This window comes from Streptomyces sp. NPDC031265 (assembly GCF_055570295.1).
Genome location: NZ_JBVIHM010000009.1, coordinates 89000 through 109393 on the forward strand (window position 1 = coordinate 89000; position 20394 = coordinate 109393).

At 72.6% G+C, this 20394-nt stretch carries 20 protein-coding genes and 1 riboswitch; of the genes, 7 read left to right on the top strand and 13 right to left on the bottom strand.

Annotated elements, in window-relative coordinates; translation table 11 throughout:
* Positions 1–181: 181 nt before the first annotated feature.
* The gene (locus ACZ499_RS16390) at positions 182–1453 is read right to left on the bottom strand and encodes a serine hydroxymethyltransferase (protein ID WP_468675610.1); all 1272 of its coding nucleotides are present in this window, start codon (positions 1451–1453) and stop codon (positions 182–184) included.
* Between the two features lie 25 nt (positions 1454–1478).
* Positions 1479–1568, bottom strand: a riboswitch (ZMP/ZTP riboswitch).
* 111 nt (positions 1569–1679) lie between these two features.
* Here ACZ499_RS16390 and rocD point away from each other — a divergent pair.
* Together rocD and ACZ499_RS16400 are read left to right on the top strand one after the other, a co-directional pair.
* Entirely contained in the window at positions 1680–2888 is a 1209-nt protein-coding gene (gene rocD, locus ACZ499_RS16395) for an ornithine--oxo-acid transaminase (protein WP_468411401.1), read from the top strand.
* Positions 2889–2963: 75 nt separating this feature from the next.
* Positions 2964–3395 carry a polysaccharide deacetylase family protein gene (locus ACZ499_RS16400; protein ID WP_468675612.1) on the top strand — a complete coding sequence of 144 codons (432 nt, stop codon included), beginning with the start codon at positions 2964–2966 and terminating at the stop codon, positions 3393–3395.
* 25 nt (positions 3396–3420) lie between these two features.
* Here ACZ499_RS16400 and ACZ499_RS16405 read toward each other — a convergent pair whose 3' ends face one another.
* Positions 3421–4632 (bottom strand): glutathionylspermidine synthase family protein, encoded by a 1212-nt coding sequence (locus tag ACZ499_RS16405; RefSeq protein ID WP_468675614.1) that lies wholly within the window; start codon positions 4630–4632, stop codon positions 3421–3423.
* Positions 4633–4635: 3 nt separating this feature from the next.
* Positions 4636–4968, bottom strand: coding sequence for a hypothetical protein (locus ACZ499_RS16410; RefSeq protein ID WP_468675615.1), 333 nt, complete (start codon positions 4966–4968; stop codon positions 4636–4638).
* A gap of 144 nt (positions 4969–5112) precedes the next feature.
* On the opposite strand from ACZ499_RS16410, the gene ACZ499_RS16415 reads away from it, so the two are divergent.
* Positions 5113–5940: a hypothetical protein gene (locus ACZ499_RS16415; RefSeq protein ID WP_468411528.1), complete on the top strand. Its 828-nt coding sequence runs from the start codon at positions 5113–5115 to the stop codon at positions 5938–5940.
* 529 nt (positions 5941–6469) lie between these two features.
* On the opposite strand, the gene pdxR is transcribed toward ACZ499_RS16415, so the two are convergent.
* Positions 6470–7891, bottom strand: coding sequence for a MocR-like pyridoxine biosynthesis transcription factor PdxR (gene pdxR, locus ACZ499_RS16420; protein WP_468675616.1), 1422 nt, complete (start codon positions 7889–7891; stop codon positions 6470–6472).
* Between the two features lie 47 nt (positions 7892–7938).
* Between pdxR and ACZ499_RS16425 the strand changes: the two genes are divergently transcribed.
* Genes ACZ499_RS16425 through ACZ499_RS16435 form a run of 3 tightly spaced genes read left to right on the top strand, consistent with a single transcriptional unit; the run spans position 7939 to position 9637 of the window.
* Positions 7939–8475, top strand: a complete 537-nt coding sequence (locus tag ACZ499_RS16425) for a carboxymuconolactone decarboxylase family protein (protein WP_468675618.1) — start codon at positions 7939–7941, stop codon at positions 8473–8475.
* Positions 8472–8921, top strand: a complete 450-nt coding sequence (locus ACZ499_RS16430; protein WP_371654295.1) for a carboxymuconolactone decarboxylase family protein — start codon at positions 8472–8474, stop codon at positions 8919–8921. Before ACZ499_RS16425 ends, ACZ499_RS16430 begins: the two co-directional genes overlap by 4 nt.
* Positions 8909–9637 (top strand): isocitrate lyase/PEP mutase family protein, encoded by a 729-nt coding sequence (locus ACZ499_RS16435; RefSeq protein WP_468675621.1) that lies wholly within the window; start codon positions 8909–8911, stop codon positions 9635–9637. Before ACZ499_RS16430 ends, ACZ499_RS16435 begins: the two co-directional genes overlap by 13 nt.
* 17 nt (positions 9638–9654) lie before the next feature.
* Here the strand turns inward: ACZ499_RS16435 and ACZ499_RS16440 are convergent, their stop codons facing one another.
* The 7 genes from ACZ499_RS16440 to ACZ499_RS16470 all read right to left on the bottom strand — a co-directional run bounded on the left by ACZ499_RS16440 (position 9655) and on the right by ACZ499_RS16470 (position 16980).
* Positions 9655–10641: a hypothetical protein gene (locus tag ACZ499_RS16440; RefSeq protein WP_468675623.1), complete on the bottom strand. Its 987-nt coding sequence runs from the start codon at positions 10639–10641 to the stop codon at positions 9655–9657.
* A gap of 3 nt (positions 10642–10644) precedes the next feature.
* Positions 10645–11022, bottom strand: a complete 378-nt coding sequence (locus tag ACZ499_RS16445) for a hypothetical protein (protein ID WP_468411387.1) — start codon at positions 11020–11022, stop codon at positions 10645–10647.
* Positions 11009–12703 carry a hypothetical protein gene (locus tag ACZ499_RS16450; RefSeq protein WP_468675624.1) on the bottom strand — a complete coding sequence of 565 codons (1695 nt, stop codon included), beginning with the start codon at positions 12701–12703 and terminating at the stop codon, positions 11009–11011. Before ACZ499_RS16450 ends, ACZ499_RS16445 begins: the two co-directional genes overlap by 14 nt.
* Positions 12704–12993: 290 nt before the next feature.
* Positions 12994–13983 (bottom strand): malate dehydrogenase, encoded by a 990-nt coding sequence (locus ACZ499_RS16455; protein ID WP_385547636.1) that lies wholly within the window; start codon positions 13981–13983, stop codon positions 12994–12996.
* Between the two features lie 215 nt (positions 13984–14198).
* Positions 14199–15212, bottom strand: coding sequence for a helix-turn-helix domain-containing protein (locus ACZ499_RS16460; RefSeq protein WP_468675627.1), 1014 nt, complete (start codon positions 15210–15212; stop codon positions 14199–14201).
* A 389-nt stretch (positions 15213–15601) separates the two neighbouring features.
* Positions 15602–16102 carry a DUF3017 domain-containing protein gene (locus ACZ499_RS16465; RefSeq protein ID WP_468675630.1) on the bottom strand — a complete coding sequence of 167 codons (501 nt, stop codon included), beginning with the start codon at positions 16100–16102 and terminating at the stop codon, positions 15602–15604.
* Positions 16103–16119: 17 nt separating this feature from the next.
* Positions 16120–16980, bottom strand: a complete 861-nt coding sequence (locus tag ACZ499_RS16470) for a bifunctional methylenetetrahydrofolate dehydrogenase/methenyltetrahydrofolate cyclohydrolase (RefSeq protein ID WP_468675632.1) — start codon at positions 16978–16980, stop codon at positions 16120–16122.
* Between the two features lie 206 nt (positions 16981–17186).
* On the opposite strand from ACZ499_RS16470, the gene ACZ499_RS16475 reads away from it, so the two are divergent.
* Complete coding sequence (locus ACZ499_RS16475) at positions 17187–17819, top strand: hypothetical protein (protein ID WP_468675633.1); 633 nt, start codon at positions 17187–17189, stop codon at positions 17817–17819.
* A 66-nt stretch (positions 17820–17885) separates the two neighbouring features.
* Here ACZ499_RS16475 and purH read toward each other — a convergent pair whose 3' ends face one another.
* Complete coding sequence (gene purH, locus ACZ499_RS16480) at positions 17886–19442, bottom strand: bifunctional phosphoribosylaminoimidazolecarboxamide formyltransferase/IMP cyclohydrolase (RefSeq protein WP_468675635.1); 1557 nt, start codon at positions 19440–19442, stop codon at positions 17886–17888.
* Positions 19439–20074, bottom strand: coding sequence for a phosphoribosylglycinamide formyltransferase (gene purN, locus ACZ499_RS16485; RefSeq protein ID WP_468675636.1), 636 nt, complete (start codon positions 20072–20074; stop codon positions 19439–19441). Before purN ends, purH begins: the two co-directional genes overlap by 4 nt.
* Positions 20075–20394 lie beyond the last annotated feature (320 nt).

Below are 20394 nucleotides of genomic sequence, written 5' to 3' on the forward strand. Positions count from 1 at the left end.
CAGCCCCCGGGAAACGCACAAGGGAGGGCCAGAACAGGGAATTAGGGAACTTGGGCTGCCGGGGCGCCTGGGTTGGTGGTGCCTGAGCCAGTACGGCACCGCCCCCGGGGGGGGCCCCGGGGAACTGCGCGACCCGCCACAGACGACCCGCGGCCGCCTGACGGCACTTCCGGCGAAGCGCTCAGTCCGTCGGAAGCCCCGGTGCCGGGAACGCGGCCATCAGTTCGGCCACCTCGGCGCGGATGACCGCGAGGGCGTCCTCGTCGCCGGTGCGGGCCGCGGTGACGCCCCGGTCGATCCAGTCGGCCACGGCCGCCATGTGCTGCGTACCGAGCCCGCGGGAGGTGAGGGACGGGGTGCCGATCCGGATGCCCGAGGGGTCGAACGGCTTCCTCGGGTCGTACGGGACGGTGTTGTAGTTGACGACGATCCCGGCCCGGTCGAGGGCCTTGGCGGCGACCTTGCCCGGGACCTCCTTGGGGGTGAGGTCCATCAGGATCAGATGGTTGTCGGTACCGCCCGAGACCAGGTCGAAGCCGCGCGCGAGAAGCTGCTCGGCGAGGACCCCGGCGTTGGCGACGACGGCCTGGGCGTAGTCGCGGAAGGAGGGCTGGGCCGCCTCGTGGAGGGCGACGGCGATCGCGGCGGTGGTCTGGTTGTGCGGGCCGCCCTGGAGGCCCGGGAAGACGGCCTTGTCGATGGCCTTGGCGTGCTGCTCGCGGGACATGAGCATCGCGCCACGCGGGCCGCGCAGGGTCTTGTGGGTGGTCGTGGAGATCACGTCCGCGTGCGGAGCCGGGGACGGGTGGGCGCCACCGGCGATCAGGCCCGCGATGTGCGCGACGTCGGCGACCAGGACGGAGCCCGCCTCCCGGGCGATCTCCGCGAAGGCCGCGAAGTCGATGGTGCGGGGCAGGGCGGTGCCGCCGCAGAAAATGATCTTCGGTCGTTCCTTGAGGGCGAGTTCGCGTACCTCGTCGAAGTCGATCAGGCCGGTGTCGTGGCGGACGCCGTACTGGACGCCGCGGAACCACTTGCCGGTCGCGGAGACGCCCCAGCCGTGGGTGAGGTGGCCGCCCATCGGCAGGGCCATGCCCATCACGGTGTCGCCGGGCTCGGCGAAGGCGAGGTAGACGGCGAGGTTGGCGGGCGAGCCGGAGTAGGGCTGGACGTTGGCGTGCTCGACGCCGAACAGCGTCTTGGCCCGCTCCACGGCGAGCGTCTCGACCAGGTCGATGTTCTGCTGGCCCTCGTAGTACCGCCGCCCCGAGTAGCCCTCGCTGTACTTGTTCTGCAGCACCGTGCCGGAGGCTTCGAGGACGGCCTGCGAGACGTAGTTCTCACTGGGGATCAGCCGCAGGGTGTCCGACTGCAGCCGTTCCTCGGCGGCGACGAGCGCGGCGAGTTCGGGGTCGGTGGCGGAAAGGGCCGGGTGGGAAAGGGGCAGGCTCATGGCATCCTCCGGGGTCCGTCGTGGTCCCGGGTGCCCAGGCGGGCGGCACCTCGTGCGCATGTCACGCACGGCTTCCCCGGGGTCGTTTCCCCGTTCGCCAGTCGCCGTACGTACCACCCACCCTAACGGGCGCATCGGGAATCAAGGTTTCCTCGTCCAACATCCGAGCGACGATGGAAACTGGACGCTACCCCCGTCCCACGCCGCACGATGAAACGGAGACCCCGTGTCGACTACATCGGACGCCATCCGCTCTGCCGAGGCCCACAGTGCGCACAACTACCATCCGTTGCCCGTCGTCGTCGCCTCGGCCGAGGGCGCGTGGATGACCGATGTCGAGGGGCGCCGCTTCCTCGACATGCTCGCCGGGTACTCGGCGCTGAACTTCGGGCACGGCAACCGCAGGCTGATCGACGCGGCCAAGGCGCAGCTGGAGAGAGTGACCCTGACGTCGAGGGCGTTCCACCACGACCGGTTCGCCGACTTCTGCGGGCAGCTCGCCGAGTTGTGCGGCAAGGAGATGGTGCTGCCCATGAACACCGGGGCGGAGGCCGTCGAGACGGCCGTGAAGACCGCCCGGAAGTGGGGGTACCGGGTCAAGGGCGTGCCGGACGGGATGGCGAAGATCGTGGTCGCCGCCAACAACTTCCACGGGCGCACGACCACGATCGTCAGTTTCTCCACGGACCCGGAGGCCCGCGCGGACTACGGGCCGTACACCCCGGGGTTCGAGATCGTGCCGTACGGGGACCTGGCCGCGCTCTCGGCGGCCGTCACGGAGAACACCGTGGCGGTGCTGCTCGAACCGATCCAGGGCGAGGCCGGGGTTCTGGTGCCGCCGCACGGATATCTGCCGGGCGTACGGAAGCTGACGCAGGAGCGGAACGTGCTGTTCATCGCGGACGAGATCCAGTCGGGTCTCGGCCGGACGGGGAAGACGTTCGCGTGCGAGCACGAGGACGTGGTGCCCGATCTGTATGTACTGGGCAAGGCGCTCGGCGGCGGGGTCGTGCCGGTCTCGGCGGTGGTGGGCTCGGCGGAGGTGCTCGGGGTGTTCCGCCCCGGCGAGCACGGGTCGACCTTCGGCGGCAACCCGCTGGCGTGTGCGGTCGGCCTGGAGGTCATCGCGATGCTGCGCACCGGTGAGTACCAGCAGCGGGCGACCGAGCTCGGTGAGCACCTCCACCACGAGCTGGGCCTGCTGGCCGGTACCGGGGCGGTGGAGGCGGTGCGCGGGCGCGGTCTGTGGGCGGGCGTCGACATCAACCCGTCGCACGGGACGGGGCGGCAGATCTCCGAGCAGCTGATGGCCCGGGGCGTCCTGGTCAAGGACACCCATGGCTCGACGATCCGGATCGCCCCGCCCTTGGTGATCAGCAAGGAGGACCTGGACTGGGGGCTCGACCAGCTGCGGGCGGTGCTGGCGCAGGAGTAGTCCCGGGCAGGCTGTGCGGGGGCCCGGCCGGTCGCCGGTACGACTGGCTTCTGCGGCAGGACCGTTGACCATCCAATGGTCCAGACCAGCGATGCCGCCACGCCGAGACCCCGCACAGCGCGCGTCGCCTCCGCGGCCCGTGCCGCGTTCGCCCTGCTCGTTCCTCTGCTGGTGCTCGTCGGACCGGCCGGGCCCGCGCGGGCGGACCGGCCCGAGCCGGTGCCCGTCGTGACGCACGTCCAGACCGGGAAGCCGGTCGTCCTCAGCACGATCGACGACGGCTGGAACCACGACCCGGCCGCACAGCGGCTGCTGCTCGAACGGCAGGTGCCGGCTTCGCTGTTCGTGCTGCCAGGAGCGTACTCGTACGACGCCGGGTACTTCCGGACGCTCCTCGACCACGGACCCTCGCGGATCGAGAACCACACGGTCGACCACCCGGATCTGACGACGCTCGACGCGGCGGGGCTGAGGCCCGCGCCGCTGCGCGACTACATCGCGGAGTGAGGGGCGGCAGGGGCCCCGGCCCCGGCTAGCGGATCACATGCGGGATGAACCGTGCGTACTCGTCCGTGACCGGGCCCGAGGACTCCCGGATGCCCAGGCCCGCCGCCTCGTCCTCGACGACCCAGGCGCCGAGGACGACCCGGTTCCCTCCCCCAGTGCCCGAATGGCCTGGGGGGACCCCCAGGTCCGGGAGCGGGGAGAGGGCCTGGTAGCAGGCGGGTTCGTCGCGCAGGACGGGCGGCGCGCCCGGGGCGTGGATCTCGACCCCGGCGCCCTCCCGGCCGAGCAGCGGCTTGGAGACGTATCCGGCGGTGCGGGCCAGCTCGCGCGGGCCGTCCAGATACGCCGGGAGCAGGTTCGGATGGCCGGGGAACAGCTCCCAGAGGATCGCGAGCAGCGCCTTGTTGGAGAGCAGCATCTTCCAGGCGGGCTCGATCCAGCAGGTGCTGCCGGTGCCGCCGCCGTTGTCCAGGGTCTCCAGGACCTGCGGGGCGAACCGGTCCGTGGTCAGCCACTCCCACGGGTAGAGCTTGAAGCAGCTGCGGATGAACCGGAGGCGGTCGTCGACGAAGCGGCCGGTCAGGCTGTCCCAGCCGATCCGTTCCACCGAGAGGGCCGCCGTCTCGATGCCCGCCTGCTCGGCCGTCTCGCGCAGATACGCGACGGTCATCAGGTCCTCGCCGAGCTCGTCGTCGTCCGAGTGGGCGAAGTGGAGCGGGCCGGGCGGGAGCAGCGGGGCCTGCCGCTTCCAGGCGGCGATCAGGCGTTCGTGGAGCGAGTTCCACTGGTCGGCGCCCGGGAAGCGCTCCTCCATCCAGAACCACTGCGGGCTCGCCGCCTCGACCAGCGAGGTGGGGGTGTCGGCGTTGTACTCCAGCATCTTGGCCGGGCCCGTACCGTCGTACCGCAGGTCGAAGCGGCCGTATATGGACGGGAGTTCGGAGCGGCGGTGCCAGGATTCGGCCACCCGGGCGACGAGCGCCGGGGCGGTGATGCCGAGGTCCGCGAAACGGTTCCGCTCGACGATGTGCGCGGCCGCCGCGAGGCACATCCCGTGCAGCTCCTCGACGGCTTCCTCCAGCGCCTCGACCTCGGGGAGCGTGAAGGAGTAGTACGCGCTCTCGTCCCAGTACGGGCGCAGCGAGTCGTCCGGGTAGCGGGTGAGGGGGTAGATCAGGCCCTGGGCCTCGACGGTCTGCTGCCAGCCGGGGCGCGGGTCGATGCGGTGGCGCTGCATCGGTCAGCCGCCGCCCGAGCCGGAGTGGCCGCCGAAGCCGCCCCGGTCGACGCCGCCGGAGGAGCCGGAGGAGGTGGACGAACCCGAGGTGCCGGAGGAGCCGGAGGAACCTGAGCCGGACCTGTTGAAAGAGCCGCCGTAGACGGCGCCGTTGCGGGTGTAGCCGCCGTAGTAGTACGAGCCGTGGCCGCCGCTCTTGCACTCGTACTTCGGGAGCTCCTTGTGCGAGACGGGCTCGACGCAGCGGCGGTCCGGCTCGTGGGAGCACGCCGTCAGCGTGGCGGCGAGCACCCCCATGCCGCCGAGCACCACCGTCGTGGACCGGAATCTGCGCATGTGCGGGCCTCCCCCTCGTGATCTCGTACGTATGTCTGGGACGCGAACCGGCCACACCCTAGTTCCCGGCCATCCGGGAAGCGGAATCCGTTCGCCCCCGCTCCCTGGACTCCCTTCCATTACAGTCCGTCTGTGCTCTTTGGGATGATCTGCGCGCTGGGGTCGGCAGTCTGCTACGGCACCGCGACCGTTCTGCAGGCCGTCGCGGCCCGGGCCGCTTCGGGGACCGGAACCGCCCGGGACGCCGGGGTCGATCCCGCGCTGCTGCTGCGGGCCGTGCGGCAGTGGCGCTACCTCGCCGGGCTCGGTCTCGACGGCCTCGGGTTCGTCCTCCAGATCGTGGCGCTGCGGGCGGTCCCGATCTACGCGGTCGGGGCGGCGCTCGCCGCATCGCTCGCGGTGACGGCGGTGGTCGCGGCGCGGGTGCTGGCGGTGCGGCTCTCCGGTACGGAGTGGGCGGCCGTGGGGGTCGTCTGCGCCGGGCTCGCGATGCTGGGACTCGCCTCCGGCAAGGAGGGCCACGAGGACGGGCCCGCCGCGCTGCCCTGGGCGCTGCTCGCGGTCGCGGCCGCGATCCTGCTGGCCGGGGCGGTCGCCGGGCGGCTGCCGGGACGGGCGCGGGCGCTGGTGCTCGGGCTCGGGGCGGGGTGCGGGTTCGGAGTGGTCGAGGTCGCGGTGCGGCTCATCGACTCCGTCGACCTCACCAATCCGGCGTTGTACGCGCTGCTGCTGGGCGGGGGCGCGGCCTTCTTGCTGCTGACGTCGGCGCTCCAGCGGGGGTCGGTGACGACGGCGACGGCGGGGATGGTGCTCGGCGAGACGATCGGGCCCGCACTGGTGGGGGTGGTGTGGCTGGGCGACCACACGCGATCCGGGCTGGGGTGGCTGGCGGTCACGGGGTTCGCGGTGGCCGTCGCGGGGGCGCTGGCGCTGGCGCGGTTCGGGGAGGCGCCGGGGGAGGGCGCGGTGTAGGTGCCCCTCCCCGCCCCTTCCCTAAACCCTCCGGGGGTGGGTGGGTGGTTGAGGTGGCTCTCCCGGGGGCTACGCCCCCGGACCCCGGGCGGGCTGCGCCCCTGCACCCGCTTGCGGGGCCTGCGGCCCCTGCACCCCGCTCACGGGGGCTTTGCCCCCGGACCCCCGCTGGGGCTGCGCCCCCGCCCCGGACCCCGTTCGTCTGCGGGTGGGGTGTGGCTGGTCGCGCAGTTCCCCGCGCCCCTTGAGTGCCGCTGCGCGGCATCCCCTGGGGCGCCCCGAAGGGGCGCTCTTAGGGGCGCGGGGAACTGCGCGAGCAACCACACCCCACCCGCAGACAAACACCGGACCAAAAAGGGGCGCGGGGAACTGCGCGAGCAGCCCCCACCGAACCCGCAGACGAACACGCACCCCCGAAGGGCCGGCCCCCACCGCCCCGCAGACAAACGGGGTCCGGGGCGCAGCCCCGGGAAACGGGCCTCAACCCCCACCCACCCCCGGAGGGTTCAGGGAACGGGCGGGGTGGGGGCTACGGCAGCACCCTGCACAGCGCATCCAACGCCCCCGCCCACCCACTGTCCGCCGGCGCCGCATACCCCACCACCAGCGCATCCCGGGCCGCGGGCGTGCTCGGGTGGCGGAAGGCGGAGAGGCCCTGGAGGGCCAGGCCCTGCCAGGCCGCGGCCTGGATGACCGCGCGCTCGGTGCCCGGAGGCAGCTCCAGGACGGCGTGCAGGCCCGCCGCGATCCCGCTGACGCGGACCTCCGGCGCCCGCTCGGCCAGCGCCGCCACCAACTGGTCGCGCCGGCGCCGGTAGCGAAGCCGCATCCCCCGCACATGGCGGTCGTACGCGCCCGAGGCGATGAACTCGGCGAGGGTCAGCTGGTCGAGCGCGCCGCACGACCAGTCCACGTCCCCCTTCGTCTCCGCCACCTCCCCCGCCAGCCGTTCGGGCAGCACCATCCACGCCAGCCGCAGCCCGGGCGCGAGCGACTTGCTGGCGGTGCCGAGGTACACGACGTGCTCGGGGTCCAGGCCCTGGAGCGCGCCGACGGGCTGGCGGTCGTAGCGGAACTCGCCGTCGTAGTCGTCCTCCAGGATCAGCCCGTCCGTGGCCCGCGCCCAGTCGACGACCGCGGCGCGCCGGTCCGGCGGCAGCGCGACCCCTACCGGGAACTGGTGCGCGGGTGTCAACAGCACCGCCCCCAGGCCCTTCGCCTCCCCCAACTCGCCCGTCAGCGTCCCGTGTTCGTCGAACGGCAGCGCCGGGGTGCGCAGGCCCGCCCGCGCCAGCAGGTCCCGGTGCACATCGAGGCCGTACGACTCGACGCCGATCTCGCGGACGCGGCGCGCCCGCAGCACCCGCCCGAGCAGCATCAGGCCGTGTACGAAGCCCGCGCAGACGACGATCCGCTCGGGGTCGGCGTGGACCCCGCGCGCCCTCGCCAGATAGTCGGCCAGGACCGTGCGCAGCTCGATGCGGCCGCGCGGGTCGCCGTAGCCGAAGGCCTCGTGGGGCGCGGCCGTCAGCGCCCGCCGGGACGCCTTCAGCCACTCGGCGCGCGGAAAGGACGCCAGGTCGGGGCTGCCCGCGATCAGGCTGTACGCGGGGGTGCGGCGCGCCGGGAGCCGGGGTCCGGACGGCTGGGGGCGGCGCGGCGCGGTCCGCTGGGCGACCCGGGTCCCGGAGCCCTGGCGGGCGGTGAGCCAGCCCTCGGCGACGAGTTCGGCATACGCGTCGGCGACCGTGTTGCGCGCGATGCCCAGGTCCGCGGCGAGCGAGCGCGACGAGGGCAGCCGGGCGCCGGGGGTGAGCCTGCCGCCCCGTACGGCCTCGCGCAGCGCGTCCATGAGGCCGGCGCGCAGCCCGCCCGCGCCCACCTCCACATGGAGGTCGACACCGAAGACTTTGGCCGGAGTTCCGGAGGAAGTGGCCCAGGATTCCACCATGAAAATGGACCATACCCGTGTGACATGTGCCGCGTACCGTCACTTCCATGACGACGAACGGGAACACGGTGAGCGAGAGCAACGAGATCAAGGACGGCAAGGACGCCCCTTACGCGGCCGAGCAGGCCCCCCGCCTGCACTGGGCCAAGGCCGCCCCGGAGGTCTACAAGGCCATGGTCAAGCTGGAGGCCGCGGCGGGACGCGGGGTGGACCCGGTGATCCACGAGCTGGTCAAGATCCGTGCCTCGCAGCTCAACCACTGCGCGTTCTGCCTCGACATGCACACCAAGGACGCGCTCGCGGCGGGCGAGTCGGTCGAACGCATCGTGCAGCTCAGCGCCTGGGGCGAGTCGCAGCACTTCTACACCGAGAAGGAGCTGGCGGCGATCGAACTGACCGAGGCGATCACCGTCCTCACCGACGGCTTCGTGCCGGACGAGGTGTACGCGAAGGCCGCCGCGCAGTTCGACGCGACCGAGCTGGGTCATCTGATCGCCGCGATCACGGTGATCAACGCCTGGAACCGCTTCGGCGTCACCACCCGGATGACCCCGGGCCACTACACCCCGGGGATGTACAAGTGACCGCGCGCGCCTGGCAGGTTCCGCAGGAGGTCTACCGGGCGCTGGCGGGTGTGAGCGCGGCCGCCAAGAAGGCGCTCGACCCGACCCTGACGGAGCTGGTCATGGTCCGCGCCTCGCAGCTCAACCACTGCGCGTTCTGCCTCGACATGCACCTCGACCTCGCGCGCGACCACGGCGAGACCGAGGGACGGCTCGATCTCGTCGCGGCCTGGCGGGAGGCGGGTGACCGCTTCAGCGAGCGCGAGCGTGCGGCCCTCGCCCTCACCGAGGGCATAACGGTTCTGACCGACGGTTTCGTTCCCGACGAGCTGTACGAGCTGGCGGCCAAGCACTTCGACGAGACCCAACTGGCCCACCTCATCGCCGCGATCACCGCCATCAACAGCTGGAACCGGCTGATGGTGGCCCGGCGAACCGCACCCGGAGAGACCGAATGGCACAGCTGACCCCCGTCGCCTCCTTCCGCGCCCTGCACCACGGGCGCGCCCCGGGCGACCCCCTGATCCTGCCCGGCCCGTGGGACGCGGCCAGCGCCCGGATCTTCGAGGAGGCGGGCTTTCCCGCGCTCTCCACGCCGAGCGCGGGGGTCGCCGCGTCGCTGGGCTACGCGGACGGCGAGACGCCCGGCGACGAGATGTTCGCGGCGGTCGCCCGGATCGTCCGGGCCGTCTCCGTGCCGGTCTCGGCGGACGTCGAGGGCGGCTACGGCCTCGCCCCCAAGGAGCTGGTGGCCCGGCTGCTCGACACCGGCGCGGTCGGCTGCAACCTGGAGGACTCGGCCGACGGCGCCCTCAAGGACCCGGCGCGCCACGCCGACTGGCTGGCGGAGGTGCGCGCGGAGGCCGGGGACCGGCTCTTCATCAACGCGCGCGTGGACACGTACATCGAGGGCGTCACCGACCTGGACGCCACGATCACGCGGGCGCGCGCGTACGTGGCGGCGGGCGCCGACTGCGTCTACCCGTACGGGGCGCCCGCCGAGCACCTGCCGAAGATCGCCGCCGCCGTGCCGGCTCCGGTCAACCAGGTCGCGCTCGCGGACGGCCCGACCCCGCGCCGACTCGGCGAACTGGGCGCCGCCCGCATCACGTTCGGGCCGCTGCTCCAGCGCCGCGCGATGAAGGCGGTACGGGAGGTCGCGGAGCAGCTGCGCACGGGCTGAGCCGGGGCCACCCTCTCTCAGCCCGGCGCGAACGTGCCGAGCACCGCGTTCAGCACCCCGAGCTGCGCGGGCCAGTCGTCGACGGGGCCGTACACCAGCACCGTGTACGGCAACCCGTTCCCGGCGACGAAGGAGCGGGCGACGCCCTGGATGCGCTCCGCCGGGTCGGTGCGGTCGTACGCGTAGACCAGCTCGGCCGCGTCCGTGGTGGTCACCTCGGCCATCCGGCGCAGCGAGACCTCCTGGTAGCCGTGGTTGGAGGCGAGGTTGGCCGAGGTGACGCGCAGCGCCTCGTACGGGGTGATGCCCGGTTCCGTCAGCCGGAACATCTGGAGCAGATACCGCCGGTCGGGCGAGCGGTAGAGGGCGCTGCTGCGCTCCTCGGTACGGGTCCAGGTGGCCGGTACGGCGACGCTCCAGCCGAGCGGGTCCGCCACCCGGTGGAAGCCGTCCGGTACGGCGACGGGGCTCCTCTCGGGCGACGCGCTGTCGGTGGGCGTGTCGCTGGGAGTGTCCGTGGGCGTGTCCGTCGGGCTGTCCGTCGGCGTCCCGGAGGGGTCGGTCCCCACCGACGCGGAGGACGAGGCGCCCGCCGCTCCCCCGCTCCCCGAGCCGCCGTCCCTGCCCCACATCAGCCAGCCGCCGGCCAGACCGCCCGCGAGGACGGCGGCCGCGACCGCCGCGACGACCGCCCGCTGCCTGCGCCGCCCGGGGTCCAGTGGCGCGTACGGGGGCGGGTGCGCCGGATCGCGCGGCAGATCGTACGCCCCCTGGGTCTCCGCCTCGTGATACGCGCCCGGCGACGGCCCGGAGCCCGGGCTCAGCCAGGCCGGCGCGGACCCCGGCGGCTGCGGCGGCAGGGGCGGCGGCGACGAGGGCGGGGCGGCAGGCGGATCCGGTGGCCGGGGAGCCGCTCCGGCGCCCCGACGCGGCGGGGAGCCGCCCTGCTCCCAGCTCTGCGTCTCGTCGTTCCAGTGGGCGCCCCCACCACGTCGTGCGCTCATGGCTCAGCCGCCCAGGAGCGTGGCGACCGTCCGGCCGACGGCGGCCGCCGAGGCGAGGACGCCGGTGAGGCCCTCCGCGTCGGCGAGCGCCTGGCGCAGCCGGGCGAGGCGCCCCGGGCTCGCCGCGCCCGCCGCGGCGATCTCGGCCTCCGCGTCGGCCGCCGCGCCGTCGAGTGCCCGGGTGCGCTCGCCCGCGACCACCCGGGCGAGGTCGGTGCGCAACTCACGTATCGCTTCGAGGAGTTCGGCCTGCACCGGGTCGGCCGGCGCGCCGCCCTGCTGGTTGGTCACGGTGTTGTGGTCGCCGATCGCCATCGCGCCCACCACACTGCCGATACTGATCCCGCCCCGCCGCTTCCCCTGCCCGTCATCCGTCGCCACGGCCGCCTCCCGTTCCCGCTCTGCCCGTTCGGTTGACCACCGTGTTGCGGTTGCCGATGGCGATGGCTCCCCTGGCGGTCTCGATGAACGTCGCCCCCTCGGCAACGTTGACGATCTTCTGGACGAACTCGTCCGTCTCCCAGCCCGCCTCCTGGAGCGCGAGCCGCACCCCGTTGTTCACCCGGTCCTGAATCGACTTCAGATAGCGGCTGACGTCCATCTCCTGGAAGAGCGAGGCGTCGTTGTCGGAGCCGAGCTCGCGCACCGCCCGGACCGGCCCCTCCGGCAGCGCCCTGCCGTGCCCTCCGGTGGCCAGCCGCCACAGCGATACGGCCCCGCGCCACAGCGTGAGCACCGCGCGCCCGGCGGCGGCCGGGGTGTGCCCCATCGCCCAGGCGGCCTTGCCGAAGCGGTTGTTGTGCCGGTAGCGGTGGGCGACCCGGTCGGCGTCCTGGTACAGCCGCTTCACCGGGCGCAGCACGTGCGGGGCGACCTCCAGCATCAGCATCCCGCCCTGGGTGTGGACCCGTACGAAGACCGTGGTGACGATCTCCTCGCCCCAGCCGCCGACCCGGATCCGCAGGAAGTGCCGCCGGGTCTCGCCGCCCTCCTCGATCGCGTGCGCGCGGTGCTCCTCGAAGGCGCGGGCGGTGTACGGGGCGTCGGCGCGGGTCGGCAGCCCGACGACCGGCAGGAACACGATCTCGTCGAGCTCCAGGTCCCGCAGCCGGTCGCGGACCGCGTCGGCGAGCTCCGGCGAGCCGTGCGGGGACGGGACGCGCAGCGCCTCCAGGAGCGGGACGATCCGGCGCAGGATCGCGCTGTTGTCGAGCGGGTCCGGCTCCCGGTCCTTGCCGGGCCGCAGCTCGACGGAGAGGGACCATGGCTCGTACGGCCGTCCGGCGCCGCAGAACGGGTTGGCGACGCGGTAGAGCACCAGCGGCGCGTGCTGCTCGGCGCGGATGCGGCGGGACAGGCGCCGGAACCGGACGCCGTCCGCCGCCTCGGCCGGGTCGGCGTCGAGCCCCGGGAACCGGGGTCTGGACAGCTCCTCGGTGAGCGACTTGGCGAACTGGCCGCGCTGCATGGCGACCGCCCACGCGAGCAGCAGCGGCAGTACGAGCGCGCACCAGGCCTGGATGCGTTCGTCGCCGGAGGGACGGCTGCCGAGGGGCCCGGGCAGCCCCGGGAGCGCCGCCGAGCCGCCCTCCAGGGCGGGGACGAGGAGGATCACCAGGGCCCACAGGTAGAACGCCCACCCGGTCCAGCGCACGTACCAGGCGGCGATCCTGCGGTACCAGAGCGGCCGCTCCAGGGGCCCGCGGATCCAGCCCGCCAGGGTGAAGAGCAAGAACGCCGGGAGGTAGAGCAGGATCAGCCACTGGGTGAGCGGGACGGCCACGATCCACAGCAGCACGATGGCGGCGGACCAGCCGATCTCCAGGCGCCGGGCGCGCAGGGCGTGCGCCAGCACGCGCGCCGCGTCGATGCCGAGCGAGGGGGCGGCGATGCGCTCCTCGTGGACGTACAGCTCGTCGATGACGGCGTCGCGGAAGGCCCCGTCCAGATACGCGCCGGCGCACAGCAGCCGGGTGGCCTCGCTCGTGCCGGGCGCCCTCGGACCGGCCGGACCGCCCGGCTCCGGCCGGCCCGGCTGCTGCGGCAGGTAGGTCTGCGTCAACGGTCCCCCCGATGAGCGAACTCCCCACGGCTACAGACGAGTTGCCTGTGACCAAGGCCACAGCGTAAAGGAGGGGCGCCCTCCGTGTCGTACGCCAAAAAGACCACCCCCGGCGGCCTGGTGGGGCTGCCGGGGGTGGTGGGCGAGCCGAGGCTCAGGTACTGCTGAATGAGGCCGAGCTCGCGCACGGCGTCGCGCGCCGTTCTTGATTGGTCCGCTCGCACTGCTCGGCCCCGGGGGACCTCACAGGCTTCGTGGAGCCGGCCGGCCTCCGACCGGCGAGCGTGGGCTCAGATCAGGCCGAGCTCGCGCACGGCGTCGCGCTCTTCCTTGAGCTCCTGCACCGACGCGTCGATGCGGGCGCGCGAGAAGTCGTTGATCTCCAGGCCCTGGACGATCTCGTACTTGCCGTTCTTGACCGTGACCGGGAAGGACGAGATGAGGCCCTCGGGGACGCCGTAGGAGCCGTCGGACGGGATACCCATGGAGGTCCAGTCGCCCTCGGCGGTGCCGTTGACCCACGTGTGCACGTGGTCGATGGCGGCGTTGGCGGCGGAGGCGGCCGAGGACGCGCCACGGGCCTCGATGATCGCGGCGCCGCGCTTGGCGACGGTCGGGATGAAGGTGTCGGCCAGCCACGCCTCGTCGTTGACGAGCTCGGCGGCGTTCTTCCCGGCGACCTCGGCGTGGAAGACGTCCGGGTACTGGGTGGCCGAGTGGTTGCCCCAGATCGTCAGTCGCTTGATGTCCGAGACGGCCGCGCCGGTCTTCTTCGCGAGCTGCGAGATCGCCCGGTTGTGGTCCAGACGGGTCATCGCGGTGAAGCGCTCGGCCGGCACGTCCGGGGCCGCCGCCTGCGCGATGAGGGCGTTGGTGTTGGCCGGGTTGCCGACGACGAGGACCTTGATGTCGTCCGCGGCGTTGTCGTTGATGGCCTTGCCCTGCGGCTTGAAGATGCCGCCGTTGGCGGAGAGCAGGTCGCCGCGCTCCATGCCCTTCGTCCGCGGACGGGCGCCGACGAGCAGCGCCACGTTGGCGCCGTCGAACGCGACGTTCGGGTCGTCGGTGATCTCGATGCCGCGCAGCAGCGGGAAGGCGCAGTCGTCGAGCTCCATGGCGGTGCCCTCGGCGGCCTTCAGGCCCTGCGGGATCTCCAGGAGACGGAGGTTGACCGGCACGTCCGCGCCGAGCAGGTGACCGGAGGCGATACGGAAGAGCAGCGCGTAGCCGATCTGTCCGGCCGCGCCGGTGACGGTGACATTCACGGGAGTGCGGGTCATGGCGATCTCCGTTTAGAACAGCAGGTGGTGGGGGGTAGCCCCTAGTTCCGGCTATCTCTTCACGTCAAGGTCCCGCTCGGTGCTCCCCGGACCTGCCGGGAGGAAACCGAACTGAATCTTGACGTGAAGAGATATCCAGCGGTCAGGCTATCCGACCCCGGCCACCCCTAACCCCCACCCCCCTGTGGGACGCCTCACCCCGTACTCCGGGCGGCTCACTGCCGTACCGTGCAGCCCTTCTTGCCGGAGACGAGGGTCGCGCACGCCTTCGCCGACGTCGGGCCGTCGACCGCGAGCATCTTGGTGTACGCCTCCTTGTCCGCGTCCACCGTCCCGCTCCCGCCCGCCGTGGTGCCCGCGCTGATCTGCACCTTGTCGCCGGGCGCGGCCTGCTGGATGCGGGCCCAGGCGGCCTGGCAGGTCTGGCTGTAGCGGACCTGCACCAGCGTGGCGCCGATCTTCGCGGATGCCACGGTCTTGGCGAACGCGCCGCCGCACCCCATCACTTCCGGGTCCTGCCCGGTGCAGCTGTCGCGGGCGCACTTCACTCCCGCGGGCAGCGAGGGCGCCGAGGTGCTGGGCGTCGGCGAGGGCGTCGGGGCCGCCTTGTCGTCGCTGCCGCCACCCAGATCGGTGAGCAGCACGGCCGCGGCGATGACGAGCAGGGCGCCGACGACGCCCGCCACGAACATCGCCAGTCTGCGCCGCCCGCCGGTCCCCCGTCCGTCCCCACCGCCCGGGCCCCGGTTCGGGCCCTGCGGCGGCACGCGTCGGCCCGCACCCGGCTCGGCCACGGGGACACCGGGCCCGGACGGCCGGGGCGTGGTCGGCAGCGGCTCGGCGCGCTGGGGCACCGGGCTCTGCGGCCCGCCGCCCCCGGGGGGCGGGCCGAACTCACCCAGCGCCGCCCGCGCCTGGGATATCCGGATCTGCTCCATGGTCAGGTCGTGGCGCATCTCGGCGCGGCTCCAGGCCCGCTCCGCCAGCTCCCACATGGTGGTCAGATGGATGGGATTGGTGCCGGTGACCTCGGCGAGCGCGACGATCGCGCCCTTGGGCGCGAGCAGCCGTCCGCCCAGATAGCGCTCCCACGAGGTCTTGCTGTAGCCGGTGCGGTCGGCGACCGCCGCGAGGCTCAGTCCGCTGCGGTCGACCAGCCTGCGCAGCTGGCTCGCGAACTCCCTGACCTGTGGGTCGAGTTCTTCCGGCAGCGCCTTCCAGCGAGGCATGTGCTTCCCCCTTGTCCCCCCATACGTGCCCGATGCACCCCCGAGACCGTGCCGCCCCCCGACGCGCCCTTGGTCCCTGTTCGGCCCCCATCCTCCCATCGGCGCGGGGTGCCGTCACCAAGGCCCCCGCCGCCCGGGGGCGGCTGTTGCCCGACGCACACACAGTTGCGGAACGGTCACCTCCGCGCCACAGGCCTCCGGCTTCCCTTGTAGCCGCCTTGGCGCGTCCATGACTCTTACGTCCACGGGGGACAGACGGCGCCCGTCGTCCCACGGGGGAGAGGACGGGCGCCGTTCTGTTTTGTCTACGGATTACGCACGGGTTTACGTACAGATGTACGCACGGGGGCGCGCAGGCGTTCACCCGCGCCCGCTCAGCGCACGGTGGATCAGCGCACCGTGAACCGGACCGCATCCTCCAGGAGCGGGATGTCCAGCCAGGGCCTGGGCTGCGCCACCAGCGCGAGCAGCACGATCAGGACGCCGAGCGAGCCGTACGTGGTGATGTCGGTGAACCGGGAGCGCACCGCCAGCATGCCCACCGACGGCAGCATCCAGCGCAGCACACCGCCCGCCAGCAGGGCCAGGCCGATGATGATCAGCCCGACCCGGAACAGGTCCACGGAGACGAGCAGCAGCCCGAGCCCCGTCGACCCGAGCACGGTCAGCAGCGGCCACTGGCGCGCGGGTGCGGGCGAGGCACCGGAGGCCGCCCGCCCGCCGCCCTCGGGCCGCGCGGTGTCCCGTGTGACCGAGGGGAACCGCCGGGAGCCCTTGCGGGACGGCTTGCCCGTCGTGGCCCCTGGGGACGGCTGGGCGCCGCTCGCCGGCGGCTCGGCGGGGTCGCCCCCGCCGGTGCCGCCGTCCCCCGTACTCGTATCGGCGTCCATGCCCAGTTCCCTTCCGGTCAGCTCGCGGCCACGCCGCGCTCCGCCGCTTCTACGACGTTCACCAGCAGCTGTGCGCGGGTCATCGGGCCGACGCCGCCCGGGTTGGGGGAGATCCAGCCCGCCACCTCGGTGACCCCGGGGTGCACGTCCCCGAGGATCTTGCCGTTCTCGTCGCGGCTGACGCCGACGTCGAGGACGGCCGCGCCCGGCTTGACGTCCTCGGGCTTGACCAGGTGCGGCACCCCGGCGGCGGCCACGATGATGTCGGCCCGGCGCAGATGGGCGGCGAGGTCGCGGGTGCCGGTGTGGCACTGCGTCACCGTCGCGTTCTCGGAGCGGCGGGTCAGCAGCAGCGGCATCGGGCGCCCGATGGTGACACCGCGGCCGATCACCACGACCTCGGCGCCGTTGATCTCCACACCGTGCTTGCGCAGCAGCTGGATGATCCCGTACGGCGTGCAGGGCAGCGGGCCCGGCTCGTTGAGCACCAGACGGCCGAGGTTGGTCGGGTGCAGCCCGTCCGCGTCCTTGGCCGGGTCCATCAGGGTCAGGATCCGGTTCTCGTCGATGCCCTTGGGGAGCGGGAGTTGGACGATGTAGCCGGTGCACTCCGGGTCCTCGTTCAGCTCCCGGACGACCGCCTCGATCTCCTCCTGCGTGGCGGTGGCGGGCAGTTCGCGCTGGATGGAGGCGATGCCCACCTGAGCGCAGTCGCGGTGCTTGCCCGCCACGTACTTCTGGCTGGCGGGGTCCTCACCGACCAGGACGGTGCCGAGACCGGGGTGGATCCCCTTCTCCTTCAGGGCCGCCACGCGGACGGCCAGATCGGACTTGATCGCTGCGGCGGTGGCCTTGCCATCGAGAATCTGGGCGGTCATGTTTCCCATTCTTCCAGGGCGACTCATGATCGCCCAAGTTGCACTTGCACAACACATCCAGCTTCCGGCTGGACAAACTTATGTCTTGTTTAGAACGATGATCTGCGCAGTACCGCGGGCAGTGCCGGGGGGCGAACCGCTCACACACCAACTTTCCTCCGCTCGGGCCGCGTCGTCCCCGCACGGAACAACGGAGGAATCCCGTCATGAGCTTCGGCGACCCGAACAACCCGTACGGCCAGGCGCCCCCGCCCCCGCCGCAGAACCCGCCGGGCTACGGCTACCCGGCCGCTCCCCAGGGCGTACCGCCGCAGCAGCCGCCGTACGGCTACCCGCAGCAGCCCGCGTACCCGGGTTACCCCGGCGGCATGGTGATGCCGCCGCAGATGCCGGGCCTGATGCAGACCGCGCGCGTCTTCCTGTTCATCGTGGGCGCCGTCCAGGCCCTGGTCGGCATCTTCGCCCTGTACGGCGCGGCCGTGACGAACGACGTGTCCAACAAGACGGACGACACCTTCGGCGACACCCCGTTCGGTGACATCGGCCACGCCGCCGCCGGCATCTTCTTCCTGTTCGCCGTCATCTTCCTCGGCCTCACCGCGCTCTCGATCACCCTCGGCGTCCGCCTCTCCAAGGGCCACCAGGGCGTCCGCATCACGACGATGGTCTACGGCATCCTGGGCGCAGTGGTCGGCCTGCTCATCCTGGTCGGCGCCGCGAACGAAAGCTCCTCGGGGGGCCTGATCTCAGCCGTCCTGTGGATGACCTTCGGCGGCATCATGGCGGCGGCCATGATGACCCGCGACGGCAGCGCCTGGTTCAACCGCCCGCGCTACTGAGTCACTTCCGAGTCACCGTGCGAAAGGCCGCACCCCGCACCGGGGTGCGGCCTTTCGCATACGCGATCAGTGGAAGAAGTGGCGCGTGCCGGTGAAGTACATCGTCACGCCCGCCTTCTTCGCGGCCTCGATCACCAGCTCGTCCCGGACCGAGCCGCCCGGCTGCACGACCGCCTTCACGCCCGCGGCGGTCAGGATCTCCAGACCGTCGGGGAACGGGAAGAACGCGTCCGAGGCGGCGTAGGAGCCCCGCGCCCGCTCCTCCCCCGCCCGCTCCACCGCGAGCTTGGCCGAGTCGACCCGGTTGACCTGGCCCATGCCGACGCCGACCGAGGCGCCGTCCTTGGCGAGCAGGATGGCGTTGGACTTGACGGCCCGGCACGCCTTCCAGGCGAAGGCCAGCTCCTTGAGCTCGGCCTCGGAGAGCGCCTCGCCGGTGGCCAGCGTCCAGTTCGCCGGGTCGTCGCCCTCGGCCTGGAACACGTCGGTCTGCTGGAGCACGGCGCCGCCCGAGACCGGCTTGAGGTCGCCGGGCTGGTGCGGGGTGCCGTCGACCTTGAGGACGCGGATGTTCTTCTTGCGCGCCAGGACCTCGACCGCGCCGTCCTCGTACGCCGGGGCCGCGATGACCTCGGTGAAGATCTCCGCGACCTGCTCGGCCATGGCCACCGTCACCGGCCGGTTGACCGCGATGACACCGCCGAAGGCGGACAGCGGGTCGCACTCGTGGGCCTTGCGGTGGGCGGTGGCGAGGTCGGCGTCGACGGCGATGCCGCACGGGTTGGCGTGCTTGATGATCGCGACGCAGGGCTCGTCGTGGTCGTAGGCGGCCCGGCGGGCGGCCTCGGTGTCCACGTAGTTGTTGAAGGACATCTCCTTGCCGTGCAGCTGCTCGGCGTTGGCGATGCCGCCCGGCCGGCCGTCCGTGTAGAGCGCGGCGGCCTGGTGCGGGTTCTCGCCGTAGCGCAGGGTGGACTTGCGCTCCCAGGTGCCGCCGAGGAAGCCGGGCAGTGCGGCGCCGTCCTCCGGCGCGTACACATTGGTCATCCAGGACGCCACGGCCACGTCGTACGCGGCGGTGTGCTGAAACGCCTCGGCGGCCAGGTGCTTGCGGGCTTCCAGGTCGAAGCCGCCGCTCCCGACGGCCGCGAGCACGTCCGCGTACCGCTCGGGGCTGGTGACCACGGCCACCGACGGGTGGTTCTTGGCCGCGGCCCGGACCATCGAGGGCCCGCCGATGTCGATCTGCTCGACGCACTCGTCGGCGGAGGCGCCCGAGGCGACGGTCTCCTTGAACGGGTACAGGTTGACCACGACGAGCTGGAACGGCTCGACGCCGAGCTCCGCCAGCTGCTCGCGGTGCGAGTCCAGACGCAGATCGGCGAGGATCCCGGCGTGCACACGCGGGTGCAGCGTCTTGACCCGGCCGTCCAGGCACTCGGGGAAGCCGGTCAGCTCCTCCACCTTGGTGACGGGCACCCCGGCGGCCGCGATGCGCCCGGCCGTCGACCCGGTGGAAACGAGCTCGACCCCGGCCGCGTGCAGCCCACGCGCCAGCTCCTCCAAACCAGTCTTGTCATAGACGCTGACCAGCGCGCGACGGATCTCCCGCTTGCTACTCACGGCAACAGAACCTTTCGTCCCTCAATGCGATATCCGTCGCGGGCCAGCCGCCCCACGACGTCGACGAGCAGCCTTCGCTCGACTTCCTTGATGCGCTCGTGGAGCGCGTCCTCCGTGTCGTCCGCCCGGACCTCGACCACGCCCTGGGCGATGATCGGGCCGGTGTCGACGCCGTCGTCGACGAAGTGGACGGTGCATCCGGTGACCTTGGCGCCGTACGCGAGGGCGTCACGGACGCCGTGGGCGCCGGGAAAACTGGGCAGCAGGGCGGGGTGCGTATTGACGACCTTCCCGCCGAACCGTGCGAGGAAGTGCTTCCCCACGATCTTCATGAAACCCGCGGACACGACGAGGTCCGGCGCGTACGCCGCGGTGGCCTCGGCGAGCGCGAGGTCCCAGGCGTCACGGGTGGGGTGATCCTTCACCCGGCAGACAAAGGTGGGCAGACCAGCCTTTTCGGCCCGCTCCAGCCCGGCGATCGCGTCCCGGTCGGCCCCCACGGCCACGATCCGCGCGCCATACCCGTCCGGGTCGGCGGCGATGGCGTCGAGCAGGGCTTGGAGGTTCGTACCGGATCCGGAGACCAGCACGACGAGGCGTGCCGGAGCGGCGGCGGGGGGCGGGGAGGCCACGGCTGGGCCCTTTCTCGCGTACGGGGTGAGGCGTGGTGGGTCTGTGCCGGTGCGTGCGGTGCGCCCCGCCGTGCGGGGCCTGGCGCCTGGTCGGAGACCGCCCGCGACGCACCTTTGTATGGTCGTACGAACGAGTCGCCCCCCTCGATACGGGGAACCCTACGAATGCGCCGACCGTCAGCAACGATACCGGCACACCGAACCGCCCCCACGGGACGGGGGCAGGCCTGGCAGGTAGCGTCTGGGGAGGCGCGGTCCGAGGACGGCGCCACGACGACGACATGAGCACGGATATGAGCACGGATTCGAGCACGCCGAGC